We start from the raw sequence: 23,440 nt of genomic DNA, 5'->3' as shown, positions 1-23,440 counted from the left end.
TTAATCCTCCTTACGATAAACTAATTTGCCGTCTACAAAAGTCAACAAGGTATTTCCTTTCACTGGCCAACCACTGAATGGTGTATTCACACCCATCGATGCGAATTTTTTATCATCAATTTCTTCTGTTGTTTCTAAATCAAAGACGACCACATCTGCTGGCTCACCGATATTCAATGTTCCAACTTTTAAACCAAAAATTTCAGCAGGTTTAATAGCCATCCAGTCAATCACTTGTTCTAAGGTAAAGCGTCCTGTTTCTACAAAATGAGTATAAATGAGTGGAAATGCTGTTTCACTACCTACAATCCCAAAAGGTGCTTTTAAGAAACTTTGATTTTTTTCTTCATGTCCATGTGGTGCATGATCAGTTGCGATGCAATCGATCGTTCCATCTAATAATCCTTCAATTAAAGCTTCTCGATCGTCAGTTCCTCGTAAAGGAGGATTCATTTTCCAATATCCATGATCTTCAGGAATCTGTTGATCGGCTAAAATTAAATGATGAGGCGCAACTTCAGCTGTCACATGAATACCAGCTTTTTTTGCATCGCGAATGATGCGTACACTTTCTTTAGTTGAAACATGACAAACGTGATAATGAACGCCCGTTTCTTCAGCTAAAATTAAATCACGAGCAATTTGTGAAGATTCGGTTGCACTCATAATTCCAGGTAATCCGAGCTTCTCACTAATTTCTCCCTTATGCATTACACCATCAAATAATAAAGATTCATCTTCTGTATGGGCTACAATTGCCATATTATTCTTAGCTGCTTCTTCCATAGCTAAAAACATAGTACCAGCAGTCTGAACACCTACTCCATCATTTGTGAAAGCGAATGCACCCGCTGCCTTTAACCCGGCCTGATCTGTTAAAATTTCACTACGTAACTCTTCAGTAATTGGTGCGTACTGTAAAACCTTTACCACTGCATCTTCATTAATTATTTTTACAACTTCATTAAATTTTTCAACTGTGTCTGGGACTGGATTTAAATTGGGCATCGCACAAATAGTTGTATATCCACCGCGAGCTGCCGATTTTGTTCCTGTACTAATGGTTTCTTTATAGGTAAATCCCGGTTCTCTTAAATGTACATGGACATCAACCAATCCCGGGGAAATCAACTGATTTTTTGCATCATAAACTTGATCAAAATTTAGTTCTGAAAAATCTTGTCCGATACCTTTGATAATGCCATTCTCTAACCAGAGATCGACTTTTGTCATTTCGTTATCTTTTGTTACAATATACCCGTTTTTAATTAATGTTTTCATCGTTTCGCTCCTTTAAGAAATACCGTTTAAAATTGCTTCTAAAATTGCCATTCTCACAAAGACACCATTTGACATTTGCTCGATAATTCGTGATTGCAGGCTTTCTACTAAACTATCTGCAATTTCTACATCACGATTTACTGGTGCTGGATGCATGATAATTGCTTTTTTCTTTAATCTTTTTGATCGCCCTACTGTTAAACCATACTTCTCGTGATATTCTTGTTTTGAAAAACTTTCTTTATCGTCATGACGCTCATGCTGCACACGTAAAAGCATAATGACATCAACATTTTCCACTAATTCATCTAATGGTTTATAAGTTCCATAAACATCAAAGCTCTTGTCATACCATTCTTCCGGACCAGAGAAGAAAACTTCTGAACCTAATCGTTTTAACATTTGCATATTTGATTTAGCTACTCTTGAGTGGGTGATATCACCCACAATCGCAACTTTTAAATCATTAAAGTGACCAAATTCTTCATAGATAGTCATTAAATCCAGTAAACATTGTGTTGGGTGTTGACCACTACCATCACCGCCGTTGACGATTGAACAATTGATGGTCTTACTTTGAATAAGTTGGTCGTAATAATTCTCATCTCCATGGCGAATCACACAGACGTCTACGCCGATTGCTGACATGGTCAAAACAGTATCATATAAAGTTTCGCCTTTTTGGACCGAACTTGACCGTGCGTCAAATTCGATTGTTTCTAAGCCAAGTTTTTTCTCAGCCACTTCAAAACTTTTATGAGTTCTAGTGCTATTTTCAAAAAATAGATTTGACACAAAATACTGATTTTTCTGCGGTGCCCATGGTGCCCCTAACTTAAATTGCTGACCCCGTCTAATTAAACCCATAACCTCTTGATCTGATAATGCTTCCACCGTCAATAAATGTTTTAAACTAATGATCTCCGATTGAATAATCATGCAATGAGTGCCTCCTTATTTTTCACTAAGGGCTTTTTCTGGTAAGACAAGATTTAGAAAAATACCTAAGACTGTTGCTAATGCCATCGCTGATAATGTAAATGTTCCTGCTTGAAAGACTAATCCGCCAATACCAATTACTAAAATGGTTGAAGCAATTAATAAATTCTTTTTTCGATCAAAATCAACCTTGTTTTCAATTAAAAGCTTCAATCCACTGGCAGCAATTACACCGAACAAGATGAAACTGATACCAGAAATAACTGGATTTGGGATACTTAATATTAAAGCACTTAACTTGCCGACAAATCCTAGTCCTACTGCAAAAACAGCAGCTCCTCCAATAACAAACACACTGTGCACTTTGGTTATAGCCAACACACCAATATTTTCGCCATAACTAGTTACTGGCGGACCACCCACCAAACCAGCCACGATTTGTGCTAAGCCATCACCTAACAAGGTTCGATCTAAACCAGGATCATCAAAGAAATTTCGTTTGGTTAATTTATTTAAAACCATCAAATGTCCAATGTGTTCCGTCATGGTAACAAAAGCAATTGGTGCCATAATCGTAATGGCATTTAAATGCAGACTTGGTTGATAGTTTACAAATGGTATCTCGAAAGCTGGTAATGCAAACCAGTTGGCATCAATAATTGGTTGATAATCAATAATGCCAAACAACATCGCCGTAATATAGCCACCTACAATTCCTAATAAAATTGGAATTAATCCGATAAAACCTTTTAAGAACATATTGAAAATAATTGTTAAGGCTAAAGTAATCAAAGCAACAGCCACATATTTGAAATCATATTTGTCGTTGTGATACATAGCGTTATTCGCCGCATTTGCTGCTAGACCTAAACCAATGACCATGATCACTGGTCCGACCACAATCGGCGGTAGAATTTTATCCAGCCAAGCTGAACCAATTTTTCTGATGATGATTGAAACAATCAAGTAGACAATTCCGCATGTGATTGCTCCTTGGGCGACTGCTGGATAACCATCTGATTTCATTAGCATCGTCATGGCTGCAATAAAAGCAAAACTACTACCAAGATAAGCTGGGATTTTTCCTTTTGTCACAGTAAGATAAACCAATGTTCCTAAACCTGAACTGACTAAGGCAATACTTGGATTAATACCGACCAAAATTGGAACTAGGACTGTTGAACCAAACATAGTGAATAGATGTTGAATACTTAGTCCAACCCAGTGAACTGGTTTGGGACGATCGTGAATATCTAAAACGACATCGTCATTGTGGAACTCGCTCATTGGGGACTACTCCTCTTCCTTTTGGATCAAAATCCGGTCTTGACCATCATTTTCTTCCATTTCTACAATAATTTCTTCTGTTAAGGCCGTTGGAATATTTTTCCCAACATAATCTGCTCGAATTGGTAATTCACGGTGACCACGATCGACCAATACGGCTAAAGAAATTTTTTGTGGACGACCATAATCCATTACTGCATCTAAAGCAGCGCGAATTGTCCGGCCAGTAAACAATACATCATCGACTAAAATTACTTGCTTACCTTCAATTGGAAAAGGAATATCTGAGGAATGTAATTCTGGCTCATCTGTATGACTTTTAACATCATCACGATATAAAGTAATGTCTAATTCACCAACTGGGACGTCAATTTGTTCTAATTGTTTTAGGCGCTCGGCAATTCTTTGAGCGATGAAAATCCCTCGAGTTTTAATTCCGATTAAAACAATATCTTGTACGCCTTTGTTACGCTCAATAATTTCATAAGTAATTCGAGTCAATGCTCGCTTCATAGTAACCTCATCAACAACTTCTTTTTTGTACATCCTGTCTCCTCCTTAAAATTAAGCATAAAAAAACTCCTACCCGTAGTTAGGTAGGAGGAATGATTGTCTATCCAATAAATAGTCTGCGCCTAGGCGCACCTAGATTCATTCTATCTCATTTCCTTCTTAGCCTCACGGGACTATTCTTAAAGGATCTTATGCAGTTGTTTTTTTGCTATAAATAATATAACCTTCTTTCAGGTTAAAATCAATTAGTTTCTCGTAATTGTTGTAAAGTTTCTTGGAAAATTTTTGGTAAAGAAGCTTCAAAGACCATATTTTCACCAGTAGTAGGATGAACAAAGCCTAAAAGTTTGGCATGAAGAAATTGTCCATTACCTTTCAATGTTTTTTTTGGTCCATATAAGGGATCACCTGCAACTGGATAGCCAATATATTTCATGTGTACCCGGATTTGATGGGTTCTCCCAGTTTCTAATTGTAATTCTATCAATGTAAAATTATTAAATCGCTCTAAAACTTCAAAGTGCGTAACTGCTGGTTTACCATCTTCGATTATATCCTGCATTTTACGATTCACTTTTGAGCGACCGATTGGAGCTTCAATTCGCCCTTTATCGTGAGGAATTTCACCATGAACTAAAGCAACATATTTTCGTAAAGAGCTTTTATCTTTTAATTGTTTCGCAAGACTTTCATGGGCCTGATCATTTTTAGCAATCATTAACAGTCCTGAGGTATCTTTGTCAATGCGATGAACAATGCCTGGACGGATCACATCATTAATTGTAGATAAATCTTTGATTTGATGAAGAAGTCCATTAACTAAAGTACCAGTGGGATGTCCAGCCGATGGATGAACCACCATTCCTTGAGGTTTGTTAACCACTGCTACATCTTGATCTTCATAGATAATTTCTAAATCTAAATCTTCAGGAATTAATTCCAATTCTTCTGGCTCTGGCAAATAAATCATAATCACATCACCAGTACTCACTTTATAATTTGCTTTAATCGCTTGACCATCAATAAACACATGTTGTTCTTTAATCCATTGTTGGATTTGGCTACGGGAATAGTCTTTTAAACGGTCATTTAAAACTTTGTCCACTCGTCCAGTTTCTTCTTTTATTATGACTTCAATTTCAGCTTGCATGTTTTTTCTCTCTCTCATCTAAAAATAAATAAATAATTATCAAAGCTACACCGATTGTTAAGGCCATATCGGCAATATTAAAAATTGGAAATCTAACAAAATCCAACTGGAACATATCTACCACATAACCTAAACGAAAACGATCAATAAAATTTCCAATTGCCCCGGCTAAAAATAAACTTAAACCAATCGTTAGCCATTTACTTTCTTTCAAATACTTGTGTAAGAAATAAACGACTACTATTACTGCCACAATACTAATGATAATAAAAAAGATTCGTTGGCCTTCTAATAAACTAAAAGCCCCGCCAGTATTTTGTAAGTAAGTCAATGAAAAAACATTTGGTATCAAGCTTTGTTCTTGTCCAATGAAAAAATTCTCCACCGTCCAAAATTTCATTAATTGATCTAATCCGATAATGACACCACTAAATAATAAATAAATAATCAGCAAAATAAATCCCCTTTCTAATTTAAGATATCGCGGGGGCGAATAATTCCTAATAAATTACCGTCGCGATTGCCATCTTTAGTAATTAAAATGGCTTCTAAAGTTGCTATTTGTTGGAATTTTTCTTCGACTTCAGCAATATTTGTATCAGCCGAAACAAATTCAAAATTGGTATTTTTTCCATTTTGAATTAAAAAATCGCCTACTTTTTTATTGAAAATATCAAAAGAACGCTGCAACACCAATTCAGAAAGATATAATCCAATTGTTCTTAAAGTAATTAAACCTAAAAACTTGCCATGATCGTAAACAGGAAATTGCGAATAGCGCTTTTCTTTAACCGTCTCTAATATTTCTCTCATTGGCACTGTTTGTTCAAATCCAGTGACTTTCTTCGCAAAACGCGGCAAAACTTTTTCTGGACTCAATAAACCTTTTTCAATCTCTTTAATCCGTTGAACTGCCCACTCATTTGGTTCAGCAATAACAAAATCATCGGCAATCTGATCATGAACAATAGCATTTCTTAGTTGCGCCAATTGTAATAGATCATTTTCATTTTTTCCAATTAAATCATGCTGTTTTTTAGCTAGACGTCTTACTGCTTCGCTAAAGCCTAAATTAACTGGATTACCTAATAAACTTTTGACTTCTTTTTCAATTCGATTAAAAGTGGTTAAAAAATCATCTGCTCGTTCACCCATTGATAATCTCCCTTTTTGTGCTAAAACTAGTATAAGTGAAATGGTACCACAATGATAGTCTGAGACACAAAAAAGAGCTTGAAAGACGCAAGCTCTAATTATTTTTCTATTATTTTTTTACAAGCAGTTTTAATTGCCGTAGCTGCTTGAGTTATTTCTGCTGTGGAAATTGTGAGCGGTGGTAATAATCGCAAGACATGATTGCCAGCTTTTAAAGCTAAAACTCCTTGTTCTTTTAGTTCATTTAAAACGAAGTTGAGCGGTTCATCATTATCAAACTGAATACCAATCATTAAACCTTGCCCTCGAATTTTTTTAATCATCGATAATTCCGTTAAATCGTTAAGTTGTTCAAAAAATTGCTGGCTCTTTTTATTTATTTCAGCTAAAAAGTCTGGCTCACTAATCGTATCAATCACAACATTTGCCGCGCTCAAGGCTAATTTATTACCGCCAAAAGTTGTTCCGTGACTTCCTGGGCCAAATGTTGTCGCAAATTCAGCTTTCCCAAGCATTGCACCAATTGGTAGTCCATTTCCTAATGCTTTGGCTAAAGTAAAGATATCTGGTTCAATTCCATAACCTTGATGACAATAAAATGTCCCTGTTCGTCCAATACCTGTTTGTACCTCATCGATAATTACTAAGGTACCGTTTGCGTGGGCTTTTTCTACTAGCCCTTTGACAAATTTTTCATCCGCCGGTAATACGCCACCTTCGCCTTGAATCAATTCCAAAATTACTGCAGCTACATCATCATCTAAAGCAGCTTCAAAATTTTCTAAATCATTATAAGGTAAGTAAATAAAATCAGGTACCATTGGTCCAAAACCTGCTTGGATTTTTTCTTGAGCGGTCGCACTCATAGATCCATATGTTCGCCCATGAAAGCCTTGATTAAAACTGATAATTTTCGAACGACCAGTAGCTTTACGAGCTAATTTTAAAGCTGCTTCATTTGCTTCTGCTCCGCTGTTACAAAAGAAACTCACATAATCCTTATCTTGTGCTAATTTTTCAGCCACCTCTTCTTGTAACTGGCTAAAATATAAATTTGAAGTGTGCCAGATTTGATTTATTTGTTCAGTAACTGCCGCTGTAACTTTTGGGTGTTGGTGACCTAAACTAGTTACACCAATACCACTAGTTAAATCTAAGTATTGCTTTCCTGTTTGATCATAGACATAACTAGCTTCACCCTTAACTAGATCAATTGTATCTCGGCCATAATTAGGAAATAAATGGGTCATACTAAAATTTCCTCCTTTGTAATCACAGTACCGGCTCTTTGAATACCATTAGTAATGTGGACTTTCCCCACACCACCAAAGATAGCTGTCATAGCACTTTCAATTTTTGGAATCATGCCACCAATAATAATTTCTTCTTCCTTCAATACTTTGATTTCTTTTGGACTGACTTTGGGTAACCATTGATCATCTTTTTTTACCCCGGGCACATCTGTTAATAAATAAAGCTCTTCAGCATTTAAAGCTTCGGCAATTTTACTAGCAGCCGCATCAGCATTAATATTTAGCCAGTCGCCTTCAATAGTCATCCCTAAGGGCGTAATAATCGGAATATAATTACTCGCCAGAACATCTTCGATCACTTGGCTATTAATTTTAGTCACTTCTCCAACATAACCAAGTTTTTCTTGATCAATAAATTCTCCTTGAATTAAATCATTACAAGAGGCATGCAATCCAATCGCAGAAAAACCATATTGTTGAAAGACAGAAGTGATTGCTGGCTGTACTTGACCAATTAAAACCATCTGAGTAACTTTTAAGGCTTGTTTAGTCGTCACCCGTAAACCATTATCAATAGTGACTGGAATATTTAAACGATTCATCATTTCAGTAATGTAATATCCCCCACCATGAACAATCACCACTTGTTTTCCGGTATCTTTCCATTTTTTTACTTGTTTAAAAAAGTCTTTGGTTAAATTATCACTAGCGACGCCGCCAATTTTTACTACGATTGTTTCCATGATATCCGCTCCCTTAGCTTCCCCGCTAAAATATTTTAAGTATGGTATAAAGCATTAATTTCGACATATTTATAAGTTAAATCGCAACCCCAAGCTTTTCCTGATTCCGTTCCTACATTTAAATCAATCAAAATCTTAATAGTTTCATTAGCTAAAATTTCTTTCATAATCGTTTGATCAAATTCCTGCGGTTGACTTTGTTTTAACAATTGCTGCTGTCCAATCCACATATCAATCTTATTAGGATCAATTAAGCTCTCTGCATATCCAACTGCGCAAATAATTCTGCCCCAATTAGGATCTTCACCAAACATTGCTGTTTTAACTAAAGACGAACCAACTACTTTTTTTGCAATCAGACGTGCCGCTAATGAATCTGACGCACCAGTAACTTCCACTTCAATTAATTTTGTTGCACCTTCTCCATCCTTAGCAATCTTCTTGGCTAATTCCGCTGACACATAATCAAGCATCGCTGCAAATTTCTGATAGGCTTCAGTACCTTTCTCAATTTCCGGATTCTCAGCCAAACCGTTGGCCAGAACTAAGACCATGTCATTAGTAGAAGTATCACCATCAATGGTAATTTGGTTATAGGTCACCTCTGTTTTTTCTGATAAAATTTCTTGCACCAAATCATTTGAAATAAAAGCATCTGTTGTAATAAAAGACAACATCGTAGCCATATTGGGATGAATCATGCCAGATCCTTTAGCAACTCCTGCCATAGTAACCTCAACGCCATTAATCACGTCTGTCACTGCTACTTCTTTGGTTGCTTTATCCGTAGTCAAAATGGCTTCATGAAATGCTTGCGGTTCTGACTGATTTAAATTAAAAACATCTATTCCAGCTTTGATTTTTTTCATTGGTAACACTTTTCCGATTACACCAGTAGATGCTACAGCAATTTTTTCGGCAGCAATACCTAACTTTTCAGCTAAATACTGTTGTGTTGTTTTTGCATCTTCTAAACCAATTGCACCAGTACAGGCATTAGCAAAACCTGAATTGACAATAATTGCTTGCAGAATTCCATCGCTCAATGCTTCTTTTGTTACATAAATTGGGGCTGCTTTAACTTGATTTGTTGTGAAAACCCCAGCTGCTTGAGCAGGAACTTCCGAAAGAACGATTCCTAAATCTTTTTTCGTATGTTTTAATCCAGCATGTAATCCGGTTGCGAAGAATCCCTTAGGGGCATCTATTTTTCCATCGATAATTTTCATTGGCTTTCTCCTTATGGATAAACTGGTACAAAATCTAGACCAGTTATCTCAGGTATTTTCATTAAATGATTCAAATTTTGAATAGCTTGTCCAGCCGCTCCTTTAACTAAGTTATCTAAGACTGAAACAACTGTGATCACATTAGTAGCCTCATTAAAAGCAACACCAATATCGCAATAATTAGAGCCAACAACTTGTTTGATTGAAGGAAATTGGTTCTCAGCTTGTAAACGAATAAATGGTTTATTTTGATAAAAACTTTGATAAAGTTGATGAACTTGACTTGTTGTTAATTTTCTTTTGGCTTTTAGATAACTTGTCATAAAAATGCCTCTCGAAACTGGAATAAGTGACGTTGAAAACTGAATAGCTGGAATACTTTTATCCCAACTTTTTAATTGTTGAACAATTTCTGGGATATGTTGATGACTGTTCATTTTATATAAACTCATATTGTCATGGGCTTCTTCAAAATGAGCTGCAACACTAAGATTTTTTCCAGCACCTGATAGGCCGGATTTGCCATCAATAATAATACTATCAGGATCAATCCATTTTTCTTGAACTAATGGCGCTAGTGATAATAAGGCACAAGTGGCATAACAACCTGGATTTGCAATAAAATTACTAGAATATTCACTATTTAAATCTGCTAAGCCATATTCTGCTTTGGACAGGATAGCTGGACTTGCTGGTTCTTTTTGATACCATTTTTCATATGCGCCAATTTCTTTTAAGCGAAAATCTCCTGACAAATCAATCATCGGAAAATTATTTTCCGAAAAATCAGCTGCTAAGTCTTTTGAGATTCCTGAAGGTGTTGCAAAAAATACTAAATCAGCTGTTGCCATGATTTTTTTGAGATTAATTTCTTCTAATGTTAAATCAATTATTCTTTTTAAATGTGGATAAACATTGGAGATATCTTGGTTATTTTGTGAATGACTATGCAGTGAAACAATTTCTACTTTTGGGTGATTTTTTAATAGTCGGACTAATTCCAAGCCACTATAACCAGTTACACCGATAATTGCTACTTTCAAATAAGACACCTCTCTCAAAAATCAATAATGTATAAAAATTCATTTTAATCAATTTATAATTTTAGATTATAGAGTGACAAAACGAATAAGTCAATGATTTTTTATTAATTTTTTTTGAGAATTTATTCAAAAAAAAGACAAAAAAAGAGCTTAGGAATTTTCCTAAGCTAAAATTTTATAAAGTTGCTAAAATTTCTTTTAATTCTTTCACCGCTAATTGACCAGGTGCCGAAGCTTCTTTTGCTGCACCAAAGGTTGCTGCAGAGCCAAAGGTCTCACCTGATACGCGAGAAACCACTCCCAATTTACCCATAGACATCGTAATTAATGGACGATCTGCGTACTCCGTGTACATTTCTTGGGTTGCATCTAATAAAGTAATAACATCCGCAATTGATTTTGGCATAACAGCAATTTTACAGATGTCAGCATTTTTTTCTTGCATCATTTTTAAACGATTAATGATTTCTATTTTAGCTGGTGTCTGATCAAAATCATGATTGCACATCACGACATATTTATTATTTTTATGCAATGTTTCTACTAAAATATTTACACTTTCTGCTGGCATAAATAATTCTACATCCATTAAATCAAAATGACCTGCTTTAATAAAGGCATGGTACATTTCAAAATAATCATCATCTGCCATAGGACGAACGCCACCTTCTTTTAACGTTCGAAAAGTTACTAACAATGGTAGGTCGACCGCAGCCTTTACCTCTTGACAAAAATCAGCAGCAGCTTCAAAATCTAAAATTTCTGAAAAATGATCTATCCGCCATTCAACAATATCACACTGACTATCCTTTGCAATTTTTGCTTCAGATAAGATCTCCTCTCGCGTTTTACCAACGATTGGCACGATTACTTTTGGTTTGCCCGCTCCAATAACAGTGCTTCCGACAGATACAGTATTCAAATTAGTTCCTCCTTGTTTTTTGCATTTTTTTATTTTACCACAAACTATTTGCTTACAACATAAAAAACTGACTTAGTTTTCTAAGTCAGTTAATTCTTTAAAACAATCCGATAGCGTCACCATTAGAATCTATATCCATGTTTAAAGCAGCTGGTTTCTTGGGCAAGCCAGGCATTGTCATCACATCACCCGTTAAAGCAACAATAAATCCGGCACCAATTTTAGGAACAAATTCACGTATAGTTACACTAAAGTCACTAGGTGCACCAAGTTTAGTTGGATCATCTGATAATGAATATTGGGTTTTAGCCATACAAACTGGCAAACGATCCCAACCATATTTTTTAAAAGTTGCCAATTGCTGCATCGCTTTTTTAGAATAATTTACTTCATTTCCGCCATAAATTTCTTCCACAATTGCTTCAACTTTTTCTTCAATATTGTCATCATCATGTTTAAAGATTGATCGGAAAGTTTGTTCATTAGTAGCAATCGTTTCAACTACCGTCTGGGCTAAATCAACGCCACCTTCAGCACCTTTTTCCCAAACAGCTGTCCGTTCGACTTTCACACCAAAAGCTGCGCATAACTCTCTTAATAATTCAATTTCCTTTTCTGTGTCACTAATAAATTCATTAATCGCCACAACAACTGGCAAATTATATTTTTGCATATTTTCAATATGTTTCGCTAAATTAGCAAAACCAGTTTTTAAAGCTTCAAGATTTTCTGCTGACAAATTATTTTTGGTTACACCACCGTGCATTTTAAGGGCACGAATCGTTGCAACAATCACAACTGCATCTGGTGCTTTACCTAAACTTGGAACTTTAATGTCTAAAAATTTCTCGCCACCCAAATCAGCCCCAAAACCGGCTTCAGTGACAACATAATCTCCGCAGTGTAAAGCAGTTTGCGTTGCTAAAATACTATTACAGCCATGGGCAATATTAGCAAAAGGGCCACCGTGAACAAATGCTGGCGTATGATAAATTGTTTGAACTAGATTTGGTTTGATGGCATCTTTTAAAACTAAGGCTAAAGCACCTTGAATTTTTAAATCACCAACTGTCACAGGTTCTTTATCGTAAGTATAAGCAACGACAATATTTGCCAAACGATTTTTTAAATCTTCAATATCAGTCGATAAACATAAGATAGCCATAATTTCTGAAGCGACTGTAATATCAAAACCATCTTCTCTTGGTACACCATTGATTGGTCCACCTAAACCGACCGTAATAAAACGTAACTCACGGTCATTCAAATCCACTACTCGTTTCCAAATGATACGACGAGGATCAATATTTAATTCGTTTCCTTGATGAATATGATTGTCTAGTAGAGCTGACAATGCATTATTAGCTGTTGTAATTGCGTGCATGTCACCAGTAAAGTGTAAATTTATATCTTCCATTGGTAATACTTGTGCGTAACCGCCACCAGTGGCACCGCCTTTAATTCCCATAACTGGACCAAGGGATGGTTCCCGTAAAGCAATCACAGTATTTTTACCAATTTTATTTAAGGCATCTCCTAAACCAATCGTTACTGTTGATTTTCCTTCGCCTGCTGGCGTTGGATTAATCGAAGTAACTAAAATTAACTTTCCTTTGGGATTTTCTTTTAAACGATTTAAAGCTGAAAACTCGATCTTTGCTTTATATTTGCCATGTAATTCTAAATCATCATCTTTTAAGCCAAGTTTTTCAGCAATTTCATTAATAGGTAGTAAAGTTGCATCTTGAGAAATCTCAATATCAGTCTTCATAGTACGCCCCTTCCAAGAATCTAAAATTATTTTTTGTTCATTCATATTCTAGCAAATTTAGCCGGGAAAAACACTATTCAAAATTGACAATTTCATTCGCAATTTTAAAACCCTTACATTATAATGGGTGTAGACTTAATAAGGGGTGGTACCATGAATCAGGGAATCGTTAAGTGGTTTGATGATCACAAGGGGTATGGTTTTATTGTTTACCAGGATGACCAAGAAATATTTGTACATTTTACCGGTATTTTGGATTCAGGATTTAAGTCATTAAAAGCGGATGAAGTCGTCTCTTTTGATATTGTTGAAGGTGCTAGGGGACCGCAAGCAACCAACGTAAAAAAAGCTCAGTCATGACTGAGCTTTTGATCTTGTTCACTTGTTATTACCATATCTGAATGATTTTTTATTAAGTCCGCTAAAAAGCGGTCTTTTTGTTTTTTACTCATCATGTGACGAGTATGTCCGTTTAAACCTTTTTGCTTAATCATCAAACCATCTTTTCTGACAACTACTTGATCAATATCATTATAAAATATTTCTTTTTTTCGCCACAACAAAGCATAACGAATGACTAATCTTTTTTCAGTCAAAATAAAGAAACGATGACAACTTAAAACAAACATAATTAGAAACAAGCCGATAAAGAGATTGCCCTTCCAATATATTTTATTACTCTCTAATGATATGATAAGTCCATAAAATAAAAATATAAAAGTTAAGGACCATAAAATGATGGAAATTGATAATTCAGGTTGCCAAAAGTAGCGCTTTTTCTTCATGTAGACTCCTAACTTTTCAAAGGTGATAAAATGATTAAAATATTTACTGATGCCGCTACCAATCCACAATTAAAAAAAAGTGGCGGTGGGATTGTCATTATAAAAGATCAAGAACAGATTCAATTAAATTATATTTTGACTGCCGGATCCAATCACGAAGCCGAACTGGAAATTATTTTAAAGGCTCTAGATTATTTAATTGAAAAAGACTGGCGGAATGATTCCATTCTTTTATATTCAGACAGCAAGACTGCAATAAAAATTTTAGACCAAAATTCAACAAAAAACAATCTTTTCTTGTCTTATTTAAAGGAGTTTAACCAAAAAAGCCCACTTTTTTCATTATTAGTTTTGCAATGGATTCCTGAGAGTAAAAATAAAGGGGCAGACCATTTGGCCCGCCAAGGATTACAAAAAGCTTTAAAGAATCGGTGATAATAAACGAGAAAATTTCTGCTTAAAGTTCAGCCAGAAAGATTGATTGGCAATCATCTCATCTGTTAATAATACGGAATCTTGCATATCTGCTTCAAAGACTGCTTTAAATTCTTCTGCAATTTTTGGATCATAAATAAAACTACTTACTTCAAAATTTAGTTCATAACTGCGAATATCTTGGTTAGTTGATCCAAAGGTTGCTAATTCATCATCAATCACCATCGTTTTAGCATGAACGAATCCTTTGCTGTAATGATAAATTTTAACGCCTCGCTGATGCAAATAATTAGCATAGTATTGTGTTGCCCGATAAATAAAAGGATGATCTGGTTTATCTGGCACCATAATACGAACATCAATTCCTGAACGTACTGCAATTAGTATTGCGGATATCATTGTTTCATCTGGTACTAAATACGGACTCTGAATCCACACACTTTTTTCGGCAGATAGAATTAAGCGGACAAAACCATCTTTGATAATTTGTGCTTCAGAGTCGGGTCCATCTGCGACAACTTGCATCGCTACACCCGTTTCAATTGGTTCTTCTGGCAAAACAAAATATTGTGGAAGGTAATCTAAACGATCTGCATCATTAGAAACAGAAACATTCCAATCACGGATAAAAATTTCTTGTAGGGTAAAACTACCCGTGCCGACAATTCGTCCGTGTGTGTCACGCCAGTAGCCAAAACGTTTCGTTGTTTCTAAATATTGATCACCAACATTAAAACCACCAGTCCAACCAATCGAACCATCTATAATGACTAATTTTCGATGCAAGTGATAGTTTAAACGTGTTTTGGCAATAATATCTTTCGAAGTAATAAAAGGAGTGACTTTACCACCTTTTTCTCTCAATTTAGCAAAAAAGGCCTTATTAGTTTTAGGTGAGCCCCATGGATCGTAAATCAGACGAACTTCTACGCCTTGGTCTGCTTTTTCCTCTAGTATTCGCAAAAAGCGATTACCAATTTTATCGTTGAAAAATGCATAGTATTCAACGTGAATATTATTTTTTGCTGCTCTTAAATCCTCAAATAAATGTTCAAATTTTTCGGTGCCATCATAAAAAAATTGAATATTATTACGATAAGAAACGGGTGCTTTATCTAAGTTATCAAAAAAACGTATTAATGCTCTTGCTGCCGGTAACAATTGATCCGGTGTATTATAATTTGGAACTGTTAAATTATCAACCTGAACCATTTGATAGATTTCTCGCGGTTGATTTTCTTTTTCATAATTAAATCTTCTAGCTACTGTCCGATCCAGTCCGCGGCCACAAAAGGCGTATAATAAAAAACCCACGACTGGTAAGAAGAATAACGTTAACAACCAAGCTAAAATAGTTGTAATACTACGTGGCTTTCTAAAAATAGTAATGGCTGCAATGATACAGTTGACAATATATAAAATAAGAATTGCTTGTTCTAATAACCCCACTTTTTTCACTCTCCTGATTTTCATCTATCTTCAGAAAATTATACCTAGAAAAGAAAAAAGTAACAAGAAAGACCTCCCCTTCTTGTTACATTTTTTTACGCTAAATAATTTGTTACTTCTGCCAATGCTTCTGCTAAGCCAGATGGATTTTTTCCGCCTGCTTGGGCCATATCCGGGCGGCCGCCTCCACCTCCGCCAACTTTTGGTGCAATCAGCTTGATCAAATCTCCGGCCTTGTAGCCTTTTTCAATTGCACTTGGGGTCATAGCAGCTAACAAATTCACTTTTTCTCCCTGAATTGTTCCTAAAACTAAAACATCCGATAATTCTTTTTGCTTCCATTGGTCGGCCAATTGTCTCAGTTGATTCATATCTTTCACATTGACTTTGGCTGTAATCACTGATGTGCCATTAATTTCTTTGACATCTTTGAAGACATCACCAGCTTGTTGATTGGCTAATTTTGTCGCCAGCTGTTCATTTTCTTTTTGGATTTCTTTTAATTGTTGTTGTAATTGTTCTGTTTTGTTTACAACTTCTTTTAATTGAGGCGATTTTACAATTTGAGCCACAGAAATCAGTTGTTCTTCTTCTTGACGGAATGCTTCGTAAGCTTCTTGACCGGTCAAGGCTTCAATCCGGCGAACACCAGCACCAATTCCCGATTCTGAAACGATTTTGAAAAGTCCAATATCTTCTGTATTGCTCACATGGGTTCCACCACATAATTCAATTGACCAGTCACCAATATTCACTACGCGGACATCGTGACCATATTTTTCGCCAAACAATGCCATTGCACCCATATTTTTTGCTGAATCAATATCAGTTTCGATTGTCACGACAGGAATAGCTTCCCAAATTTTTTGATTAACAATTTTTTCCATTTCTTTTAGTTCATCAGTGGTAACTTGACCAAAATGGCTAAAATCAAAACGTAAATGTTTTGGTGCTACTAATGATCCAGCTTGATTGGCATGATCACCTAAGACTTCTTTTAAAGCTTTATGAAGTAAATGAGTCGCAGTATGATTTTTAATGATTTTATTTCGCATTTTTTGGTTAACGTTTAAGAAATAAGTATTTCCTTCTACTAACGGAGAGACAACTTCTACTGTGTGTAGTGGTTGACCATTAGGTGCCTTTTGAACATCCGTTACATTGGCAACCAAATTTCCTTCAGAATCAGTAATTGTTCCGTGATCAGCAACTTGTCCACCCATCTCCGCATAAAATGGTGTTTGATTAAAAATCAATTGGGCGCTTCCTGTATCAATCGAAGAAACAATAGCATCTGTTGCGATAATCACTTCTAATTTTCCTTCAACATTTAGTTGATCGTAACCAACAAATTGACTATCCACTTTAATATCTCCTAATAAAGCAGTTTGCACACCCATTGATTTTTCAGTTGTTCGTGCTGCTCTTGCTCGTTCTTTTTGTGCTTGCATTTCAGTTTCAAAGCCCGCATGATCAACTTTTAAACCATTATCTTCAGCAACTTCTTCAGTCAGCTCCACTGGGAATCCAAAAGTATCATATAATTTGAAAATTGTTTGGCCATCTAAAATAGTTTGATTATTTTCTTTTAGTTCCGCTAACACATTATTTAACATGCTTAAGCCTTCATTGATAGTTTCGTGGAAGCGTTCTTCCTCATTTTTAACTACTTTTTCAATGAATTCTTTTTGTTGTTGCACTTCAGGATAGTAACCCACCATAATTTCACCAACAACTGGCACTAGTTGATACAAAAAGGCAGATTGAATGCCTAACTTTTGTCCATGCATCACTGCTCGTCTTAACAAACGGCGCAATACATACCCACGGCCTTCATTTGAAGGTAGAGCGCCATCTCCAATCGCAAAAGCCAAAGAACGAATATGATCAGCAATAACTTTAAAAGAGATATCCAACTGTTTATCTACACCGTACTTTTTACCGCTTAATTCTTCTACTTTAGCAATGATTGGTAAAAATAAATCTGTTTCAAAGTTGGTTGGTGCATCTTGAATAATTGAGACCATTCTTTCAAGACCCATTCCCGTATCAATATTTTTATGGGGTAATGGTTCATAAGTACCTTGAGGAGTATGATTAAATTCAGAAAATACCAAATTCCAAATTTCTAAATAGCGTTCATTTTCTCCACCAGGATAATTTTCTGGATCATCTTCTGTTAAATCATTAAACGCTTCTCCGCGATCATAAAAAATTTCTGAATCCGGTCCACTTGGCCCCGCGCCTAAATCCCAAAAATTATCAGCAATTTCAACAACATGATCTTCCGGCAATCCAATTTCTTCTAACCAGATTCTTTTAGCTTCTTTATCTTCTGGATAAACAGTTGCGTATAAAAGTTCAGGATCGAAAGCCATCCAATCAGGTGAAGTTAAAAATTCCCAAGCCCAAGCAATCGCATCTTCTTTGAAATAATCACCGATTGAAAAGTTCCCTAACATTTCAAACATGGTATGGTGACGAGCAGTTTTTCCTACATTTTCAATATCATTCGTTCGAATTGATTTTTGTGCATTAGCAATCCGGGGATTTTCTGGTGTCACTGAACCATCAAAATATTTCTTCAGGGTTGCAACACCGGAATTAATCCATAATAATGTTGGATCATTAACTGGTACTAGCGGTGCACTTGGCTCAATCATATGTCCTTTTGATTTAAAGAAGTCTAAAAACATTTGTCTTACTTCTGTACTACTTAATTTTTTCATCTTGTTTTCTCCTTTTAAAAAAATAAAAAAACCACCACTGCATTCAAGGACGAAAGTTCGCGGTACCACCTTGATTGCAATGATAGTTTTTGATCATTACCTCTTAAGCTCGTTAACGCTGAGTCACGTTGATTTTTCAATCAAATGTTTTAGGGAGCAACTTAATTATTACAGCGCAAGACTCTCAGCCAAGGTCTTACTTTCTTTAGAAGCAAATAACTAAATCATATCCTAAAATGAAGTATAGAAAATTTCTACTGAAAAGTCAAATTAGACTTTCAAAACAATCGCTTTACGATACAAATATTTTTGCGGAAATAGAATCACTTCTGAATGAAGCATCTTACTATTACTATAATAAGAAGATAACGGTAAATACTCAACTGCTGGAATGCCAATCTTCTCTTGATGATCGGTTAACTTTAAGACACCCGGATCTTCAGTAATCTCAAAACGAGTCATCTTAGTATCAAAAGATAAGCCAAACATATTTAATCCCTGAATCATTTTTTTGATAGCCTTACCACGATATGGATCTGACATATTTAAGTCATTTCCCCAGCGGAATAATCTTCGACTACCAGCACCATTACAATATTCCCATTGATCTTCAGTTAATAAGTCAAAGTTTTTCTTACGAATCTCTTTTCTTAAACTAGTGTAGTTATGAGTAGCATGCGTATAGACACGATACAAATCACTTTCTGGTTCTAACTCAATATACCAACTATCCTCCATTAAAAAGCTTTCCGGAAAGGTCCAAATTAAACTCTCTTGAGAATTCAATTTTGGTGTTAGAATTTCTTTTATTTCTTTTTCGATTTTAGCAAATAAATCGACACGGCCCTCAAAGCTTCCAGTGACAGCATCAAATCTGCCTAAAAACTCAGTTCCTGCTGGTAACGCATAACGTTGTACAAACATAGCAGGAATAGCGGATTTCCGTAAACGAGTTGTTTTATCATTTATGTAATTTGCTAAAGATTCTGTTTCTAACAAATTATATTGATTTAAAATTTCTTCTGGAATTGATATATTGGGACTATCTTGAGCGGTTTCAAGTAAAGACAAACCTTTTGCACCCAAATTCCAGCCTAAAATGGCTTCTTTATTCCCAGGTACAAAAACAAATTTTTCTTCGTCAATCAATAATTCGAAGGTCTCACATTTGATACCATATAATTCGAATTCCTTTAATTCAATATCAGAAATTTTTAAGAGGGGATTCACGTAATAAAGTAAAACTTGACTAAGCAACGTTCTTTTTTCTTTTGGATTTAGACGTTTCCAATACGCCCAATCTAACTGATCAACGAGATTCATAAAAAATGGTTCCTCCCTTTTTGCTATGCTACAATTCCATTATAACTCATATTACTATTAGGAGAAATGATTATTATGGAGATTATTTTTGGAAATCAAAAAGCTGTGCAAGCTGCTAGTTTTTATTTAAGATATCAAGTTTTTGTTTTAGAGCAAAAGATACCGACAGCGCTTGAATTTGATGGTTTGGATACAAGCGATCGGAAATATCTGGTCTTCTTTGATCACGAGCTGCCTGTTGCAACAGCAAGATTTCAAACAAAAACTAGTAAGATTTTACAACCTGATCGTCTTTGCGTGACAAAAAAATATCGATTAAGAGGACTAGGTCAACAGCTATTAACTTGTTTAGAAACAGAAGGTAAAAAGAATAATTTAATTTCGTCTGAACTATCTGCTGAAATGACTGCAATTGATTTTTATCAAAAGCAAGGTTATCAAGTGATCTCAGAGCCTTATAAAGAAGACGGCATCTTATGTGTAACTATGAAAAAAGAGCTGTGAGGATTCACAGCTCTAGTACTAATTATTCGATTTCTTTTTGTTCTTTTTGACGTTTCTAATTTCTTGACGTTTTGCTTGACGTCGTTTTTGTTTGTTCGATTCAGCAATCGCCCAATCAATTTTTTTCTTATAGCCAGGTTTAATTTTTTTCTTTTTCTTTTTAACTAAACCGATTAAAGTTGGATCTAGTTCGTCTTTACTTTTTTCACGTTTAAGTCGACGATTTCGATCGTAACTCTCAACGATTGTACCGTTCTTAATTTCTTTTGGTGTAAAACTAACACCCATTTTTTCAAGTTCAGTTATTGCCAAATCATCACTTGGATCATATAAAGTAATTGCGGTACCAGACAAACCATTACGTCCTGTTCGTCCAACACGATGAATGAAAAATGTTAAGTCATTAGGAATTTCTGCATTAATCACGTGAGAAACCCCTTCAATATCAATTCCTCGTGCAGCTAAATCAGTTGCTACTACATATTGATAGTCCATATTCTGAACTTGACGCATGACTCTTTTCCGTTCGCGAGGAGAAATATCACCATGGATTTTTGCAATTTTTAGTCCTTGACTCTTCAAATAGTCACTAATTTCATCCACACGCTGTTTGGTGTTGGCAAAAACAATTGCTAAATAAGGATGACCGACAGTCAGTAAATCATAGATAATTTTGTTCTTATCTTTTCCTTTGGTTGAAATCAACCAATTATCGACTGTATCAGAAATTACAGCTTTTGCTTTGATTTCTTCAATGACTGGATTCTCCATGTATTTTAATAAGAATGGTCGCAAGCTTTCTGGAATAGTTGCTGAAAAGACGAGCATTTGAAGATTTTTAGGCAAACGACCTGCAATTTGATCGACTTCTTTTAAAAATCCCATATCTAAAGTCATATCTGCCTCATCAACAACAAAATATTCTGCCGTATGAACTTTTAACGCTTGCTCATTCATCATATCTAAAATTCTTCCAGGAGTGCCGATTACAACATGTGGTTGATGATGCTGCAATTTTTCAATTTGTCTTTTCTTATCAGTTCCACCAACAAAATTAGTTACCCGAATTTCAGTTGGTGCATGTTTGGCAATTTGAATTGCAGCTTGATAGATTTGATTGGCTAATTCACGACTAGGTGCCGTAATCAATACTTGGACTTGATCGACATCTGGTTTGATTTTATCAAATAAAGGCAATAAGAAAGTGTGGGTTTTACCAGAACCCGTTTGCGATTGTCCTACAACGTTTTTCCCTTTTTTAATTAAAGGAATTAATTTTTCTTGTACTACAGTTGGTTCGTTAAAATGAATTTCAGCTAAAGCTTCTAAAATAAAAGGCTGAAAGTTAAAGGCTTTAAAGTTCGCCATTTGTTCCCTCTTCTCTGATTGTGCTAATTGTATACGTACGACTGGCTTTTTCATGGAATAAACGATGTTTTCCTCTAATAAAAGCATATAAAAGATTAAAGACAAATAATAATAAAATGCCTAAACTGATGAAAGCTAAACCGATATGGATAATTAAACCGGTACTATCAGCCGTAGTCAACTGATTGATTGAATAATTAAAAATATCCAAATCATAACGTATCAATAAATAAAATAATCCATAACGCTTAATTAATCCCCATAAAGATATCCGGGAACGATTTTCTTCCATAACTTGTATTTTAACAATTTTTTTACCAAATGTCTTGCCCCGCCAGAAATAAGTAAACAAAATAAAATATAAAATTACTTTTAGGGTAAAGATAAAGCTATTAGTGTCCGATGCAAGATAATTCGTTAGCGGATTTGGTGCAATTAAATTGATTAGAGTAGGGACTAAATCAAAAATGATTCCTACAATAAACCAATCAATCAAAAAAGCAACCGTTCGCCGAATCAAAGAAACTTTTTTTCCATCCTCCAATGATTCTAAATCTAGCTCTTCACGGCTTGGTAAGAAAAATGTAATCAATGGTGCGATTAGGTAACCTATTCCACCACCAAGTGTGTTGTGTAATAAATCATCTACATCAAATAGACGGTAAGGTCTAGGATAAATAAAATACAAGCCACTTAACTGAGTCAACTCAAAAAATAAGGACAAACAAAAACTTATCAAGATAGTTTTTTTCCATGAAAATTTGAAATAATAACGACAATAGACTCCTAACGGAAAAAATAATGCTAAATTAAAAATAGGCTCTAAGAATACACTTTGTTTTATAGCAGGAAGATACGTGCTGGTGTCATTTATACGAAAGACCGTTTGATGGAAAAAGTCAATTTCTGATTGAAATAAATGCAGTTGCATACGTGGTCCAGTCATTTGGCTTACCGTTTCAACAGACGGCAAAGGTAATATGACTAAAAAATAAGCTGTCAATAAATAAAAGACAAAAGAATAAATAACTAAACTACGAAATTTACCTAATTCGCCATATTTACGATAATAGAAAATTAAAATTGGTGCGCTAACTAGTAATGCTAAAAAAGGAAAAAGTAAAATTGCAGTTTTGATTGGTCCGGTATAAGCTGAGAACATATTCACACATCCTTAAAATTTTTGCTTGACTATTTAAAAACAATGAGGAAAACTATTCATAAGGAGGCCTCATCATGTTAAATCCATATTTTGCTTTTGGTGTACCCATTTTTTTACTTGCTGGTTACATCATATTCACTTTGATCAAAAAAGAAAAGTTTGCTGATTATCGTCGCTTTGTTTTGACTTTGATATCAGTTTTTCTAGCAACTTTTAGTTATCAAGTTTATCACTACAGCCGTAGTATTATCAGCACCAACTCAACCAGTGAATTTCAAAATAATTTTGGTTATTCTGCAAATTTACTGTTACTTCCCTTCATCTTAGGACTTATTTTAACATTGATAAATCTCATCTTTTTATTTACTCAATTCAGAAAAAAAGAATAACAGGCTCGCC

At 35.1% G+C, this 23,440-nt stretch carries 23 protein-coding genes; 4 read left to right on the top strand and 19 right to left on the bottom strand.

Features of this window, described 5'->3' with window-relative positions:
- From ID741_RS11225 to ID741_RS11165, 13 genes are all read right to left on the bottom strand, one after another.
- Nucleotides 1–1,281, bottom strand: coding sequence for a dihydroorotase (locus ID741_RS11225; RefSeq protein ID WP_218325259.1), 1,281 nt, complete (start codon nucleotides 1,279–1,281; stop codon nucleotides 1–3).
- Nucleotides 1,282–1,293: 12 nt separating this feature from the next.
- The gene (locus ID741_RS11220) at nucleotides 1,294–2,220 is read right to left on the bottom strand and encodes an aspartate carbamoyltransferase catalytic subunit (protein WP_438720025.1); all 927 of its coding nucleotides are present in this window, start codon (nucleotides 2,218–2,220) and stop codon (nucleotides 1,294–1,296) included.
- A 15-nt stretch (nucleotides 2,221–2,235) separates the two neighbouring features.
- Complete coding sequence (locus tag ID741_RS11215) at nucleotides 2,236–3,507, bottom strand: solute carrier family 23 protein (RefSeq protein ID WP_218325257.1); 1,272 nt, start codon at nucleotides 3,505–3,507, stop codon at nucleotides 2,236–2,238.
- Between the two features lie 6 nt (nucleotides 3,508–3,513).
- Nucleotides 3,514–4,053, bottom strand: coding sequence for a bifunctional pyr operon transcriptional regulator/uracil phosphoribosyltransferase PyrR (gene pyrR, locus ID741_RS11210; RefSeq protein WP_438720024.1), 540 nt, complete (start codon nucleotides 4,051–4,053; stop codon nucleotides 3,514–3,516).
- Between the two features lie 208 nt (nucleotides 4,054–4,261).
- Nucleotides 4,262–5,170 carry an RluA family pseudouridine synthase gene (locus ID741_RS11205; RefSeq protein WP_438720023.1) on the bottom strand — a complete coding sequence of 303 codons (909 nt, stop codon included), beginning with the start codon at nucleotides 5,168–5,170 and terminating at the stop codon, nucleotides 4,262–4,264.
- Nucleotides 5,160–5,624: a signal peptidase II gene (gene lspA / locus ID741_RS11200; RefSeq protein WP_218325254.1), complete on the bottom strand. Its 465-nt coding sequence runs from the start codon at nucleotides 5,622–5,624 to the stop codon at nucleotides 5,160–5,162. The genes ID741_RS11205 and lspA overlap by 11 nt, the downstream gene beginning before the upstream one ends.
- Nucleotides 5,625–5,638: 14 nt before the next feature.
- The gene (locus ID741_RS11195) at nucleotides 5,639–6,325 is read right to left on the bottom strand and encodes a CBS domain-containing protein (protein ID WP_438720022.1); all 687 of its coding nucleotides are present in this window, start codon (nucleotides 6,323–6,325) and stop codon (nucleotides 5,639–5,641) included.
- A 98-nt stretch (nucleotides 6,326–6,423) separates the two neighbouring features.
- Nucleotides 6,424–7,575, bottom strand: coding sequence for an acetylornithine transaminase (locus tag ID741_RS11190; protein WP_438720021.1), 1,152 nt, complete (start codon nucleotides 7,573–7,575; stop codon nucleotides 6,424–6,426).
- Nucleotides 7,572–8,321 (bottom strand): acetylglutamate kinase, encoded by a 750-nt coding sequence (gene argB, locus ID741_RS11185; protein ID WP_218325251.1) that lies wholly within the window; start codon nucleotides 8,319–8,321, stop codon nucleotides 7,572–7,574. Before argB ends, ID741_RS11190 begins: the two co-directional genes overlap by 4 nt.
- Before the next feature lie 35 nt (nucleotides 8,322–8,356).
- On the bottom strand, nucleotides 8,357–9,550 hold the full coding sequence (gene argJ, locus ID741_RS11180) for a bifunctional glutamate N-acetyltransferase/amino-acid acetyltransferase ArgJ (protein WP_438720020.1): 1,194 nt from the start codon (nucleotides 9,548–9,550) through the stop codon (nucleotides 8,357–8,359).
- 11 nt (nucleotides 9,551–9,561) lie between these two features.
- Nucleotides 9,562–10,593, bottom strand: coding sequence for an N-acetyl-gamma-glutamyl-phosphate reductase (argC, locus tag ID741_RS11175; protein WP_438720019.1), 1,032 nt, complete (start codon nucleotides 10,591–10,593; stop codon nucleotides 9,562–9,564).
- Between the two features lie 175 nt (nucleotides 10,594–10,768).
- Nucleotides 10,769–11,515 carry a type I 3-dehydroquinate dehydratase gene (gene aroD / locus ID741_RS11170; protein WP_438720018.1) on the bottom strand — a complete coding sequence of 249 codons (747 nt, stop codon included), beginning with the start codon at nucleotides 11,513–11,515 and terminating at the stop codon, nucleotides 10,769–10,771.
- A gap of 97 nt (nucleotides 11,516–11,612) precedes the next feature.
- On the bottom strand, nucleotides 11,613–13,286 hold the full coding sequence (locus ID741_RS11165) for a formate--tetrahydrofolate ligase (RefSeq protein WP_438720017.1): 1,674 nt from the start codon (nucleotides 13,284–13,286) through the stop codon (nucleotides 11,613–11,615).
- A gap of 153 nt (nucleotides 13,287–13,439) precedes the next feature.
- Between ID741_RS11165 and ID741_RS11160 the strand changes: the two genes are divergently transcribed.
- Complete coding sequence (locus tag ID741_RS11160; RefSeq protein WP_438720016.1) at nucleotides 13,440–13,646, top strand: cold-shock protein; 207 nt, start codon at nucleotides 13,440–13,442, stop codon at nucleotides 13,644–13,646.
- On the opposite strand, the gene ID741_RS11155 is transcribed toward ID741_RS11160, so the two are convergent.
- Nucleotides 13,637–14,071, bottom strand: a complete 435-nt coding sequence (locus tag ID741_RS11155; RefSeq protein WP_438720015.1) for an EbsA family protein — start codon at nucleotides 14,069–14,071, stop codon at nucleotides 13,637–13,639. The two genes, ID741_RS11160 and ID741_RS11155, sit on opposite strands and share 10 nt — an antisense overlap.
- A 30-nt stretch (nucleotides 14,072–14,101) precedes the next feature.
- Here ID741_RS11155 and ID741_RS11150 point away from each other — a divergent pair, with 30 nt between their 5' ends.
- On the top strand, nucleotides 14,102–14,506 hold the full coding sequence (locus ID741_RS11150; RefSeq protein ID WP_438720014.1) for a reverse transcriptase-like protein: 405 nt from the start codon (nucleotides 14,102–14,104) through the stop codon (nucleotides 14,504–14,506).
- Here ID741_RS11150 and cls read toward each other — a convergent pair.
- From cls to ID741_RS11135, 3 genes are all read right to left on the bottom strand, one after another.
- Nucleotides 14,492–15,979 carry a cardiolipin synthase gene (cls, locus tag ID741_RS11145; RefSeq protein WP_438720013.1) on the bottom strand — a complete coding sequence of 496 codons (1,488 nt, stop codon included), beginning with the start codon at nucleotides 15,977–15,979 and terminating at the stop codon, nucleotides 14,492–14,494. The two genes, ID741_RS11150 and cls, sit on opposite strands and share 15 nt — an antisense overlap.
- 71 nt (nucleotides 15,980–16,050) lie before the next feature.
- Nucleotides 16,051–18,684, bottom strand: coding sequence for an alanine--tRNA ligase (gene alaS, locus ID741_RS11140; RefSeq protein ID WP_438720012.1), 2,634 nt, complete (start codon nucleotides 18,682–18,684; stop codon nucleotides 16,051–16,053).
- 270 nt (nucleotides 18,685–18,954) lie between these two features.
- Nucleotides 18,955–20,007, bottom strand: a complete 1,053-nt coding sequence (locus tag ID741_RS11135; protein WP_438720011.1) for a DUF7278 family profilin-like fold-containing protein — start codon at nucleotides 20,005–20,007, stop codon at nucleotides 18,955–18,957.
- A 75-nt stretch (nucleotides 20,008–20,082) separates the two neighbouring features.
- On the opposite strand from ID741_RS11135, the gene ID741_RS11130 reads away from it, so the two are divergent.
- The gene (locus tag ID741_RS11130; RefSeq protein ID WP_438720010.1) at nucleotides 20,083–20,511 is read left to right on the top strand and encodes a GNAT family N-acetyltransferase; all 429 of its coding nucleotides are present in this window, start codon (nucleotides 20,083–20,085) and stop codon (nucleotides 20,509–20,511) included.
- Between the two features lie 18 nt (nucleotides 20,512–20,529).
- Here ID741_RS11130 and ID741_RS11125 read toward each other — a convergent pair whose 3' ends face one another.
- A complete protein-coding gene (locus ID741_RS11125) occupies nucleotides 20,530–21,879 on the bottom strand; it encodes a DEAD/DEAH box helicase (protein WP_218325240.1) in 1,350 nt (449 codons plus the stop codon).
- The gene (locus ID741_RS11120; protein ID WP_438720009.1) at nucleotides 21,866–23,041 is read right to left on the bottom strand and encodes a VanZ family protein; all 1,176 of its coding nucleotides are present in this window, start codon (nucleotides 23,039–23,041) and stop codon (nucleotides 21,866–21,868) included. Before ID741_RS11120 ends, ID741_RS11125 begins: the two co-directional genes overlap by 14 nt.
- A gap of 74 nt (nucleotides 23,042–23,115) precedes the next feature.
- Here ID741_RS11120 and ID741_RS11115 point away from each other — a divergent pair, with 74 nt between their 5' ends.
- Nucleotides 23,116–23,430, top strand: coding sequence for a hypothetical protein (locus ID741_RS11115; RefSeq protein ID WP_438720008.1), 315 nt, complete (start codon nucleotides 23,116–23,118; stop codon nucleotides 23,428–23,430).
- Nucleotides 23,431–23,440: the final 10 nt, after the last annotated feature.

Origin of the sequence: Enterococcus sp. AZ103 (assembly GCF_051714685.1) — a bacterium.
Lineage (GTDB): Bacteria > Bacillota > Bacilli > Lactobacillales > Enterococcaceae > Enterococcus_A > Enterococcus_A alishanensis.
This window is presented reverse-complemented; position numbering and strand designations above follow the sequence as displayed.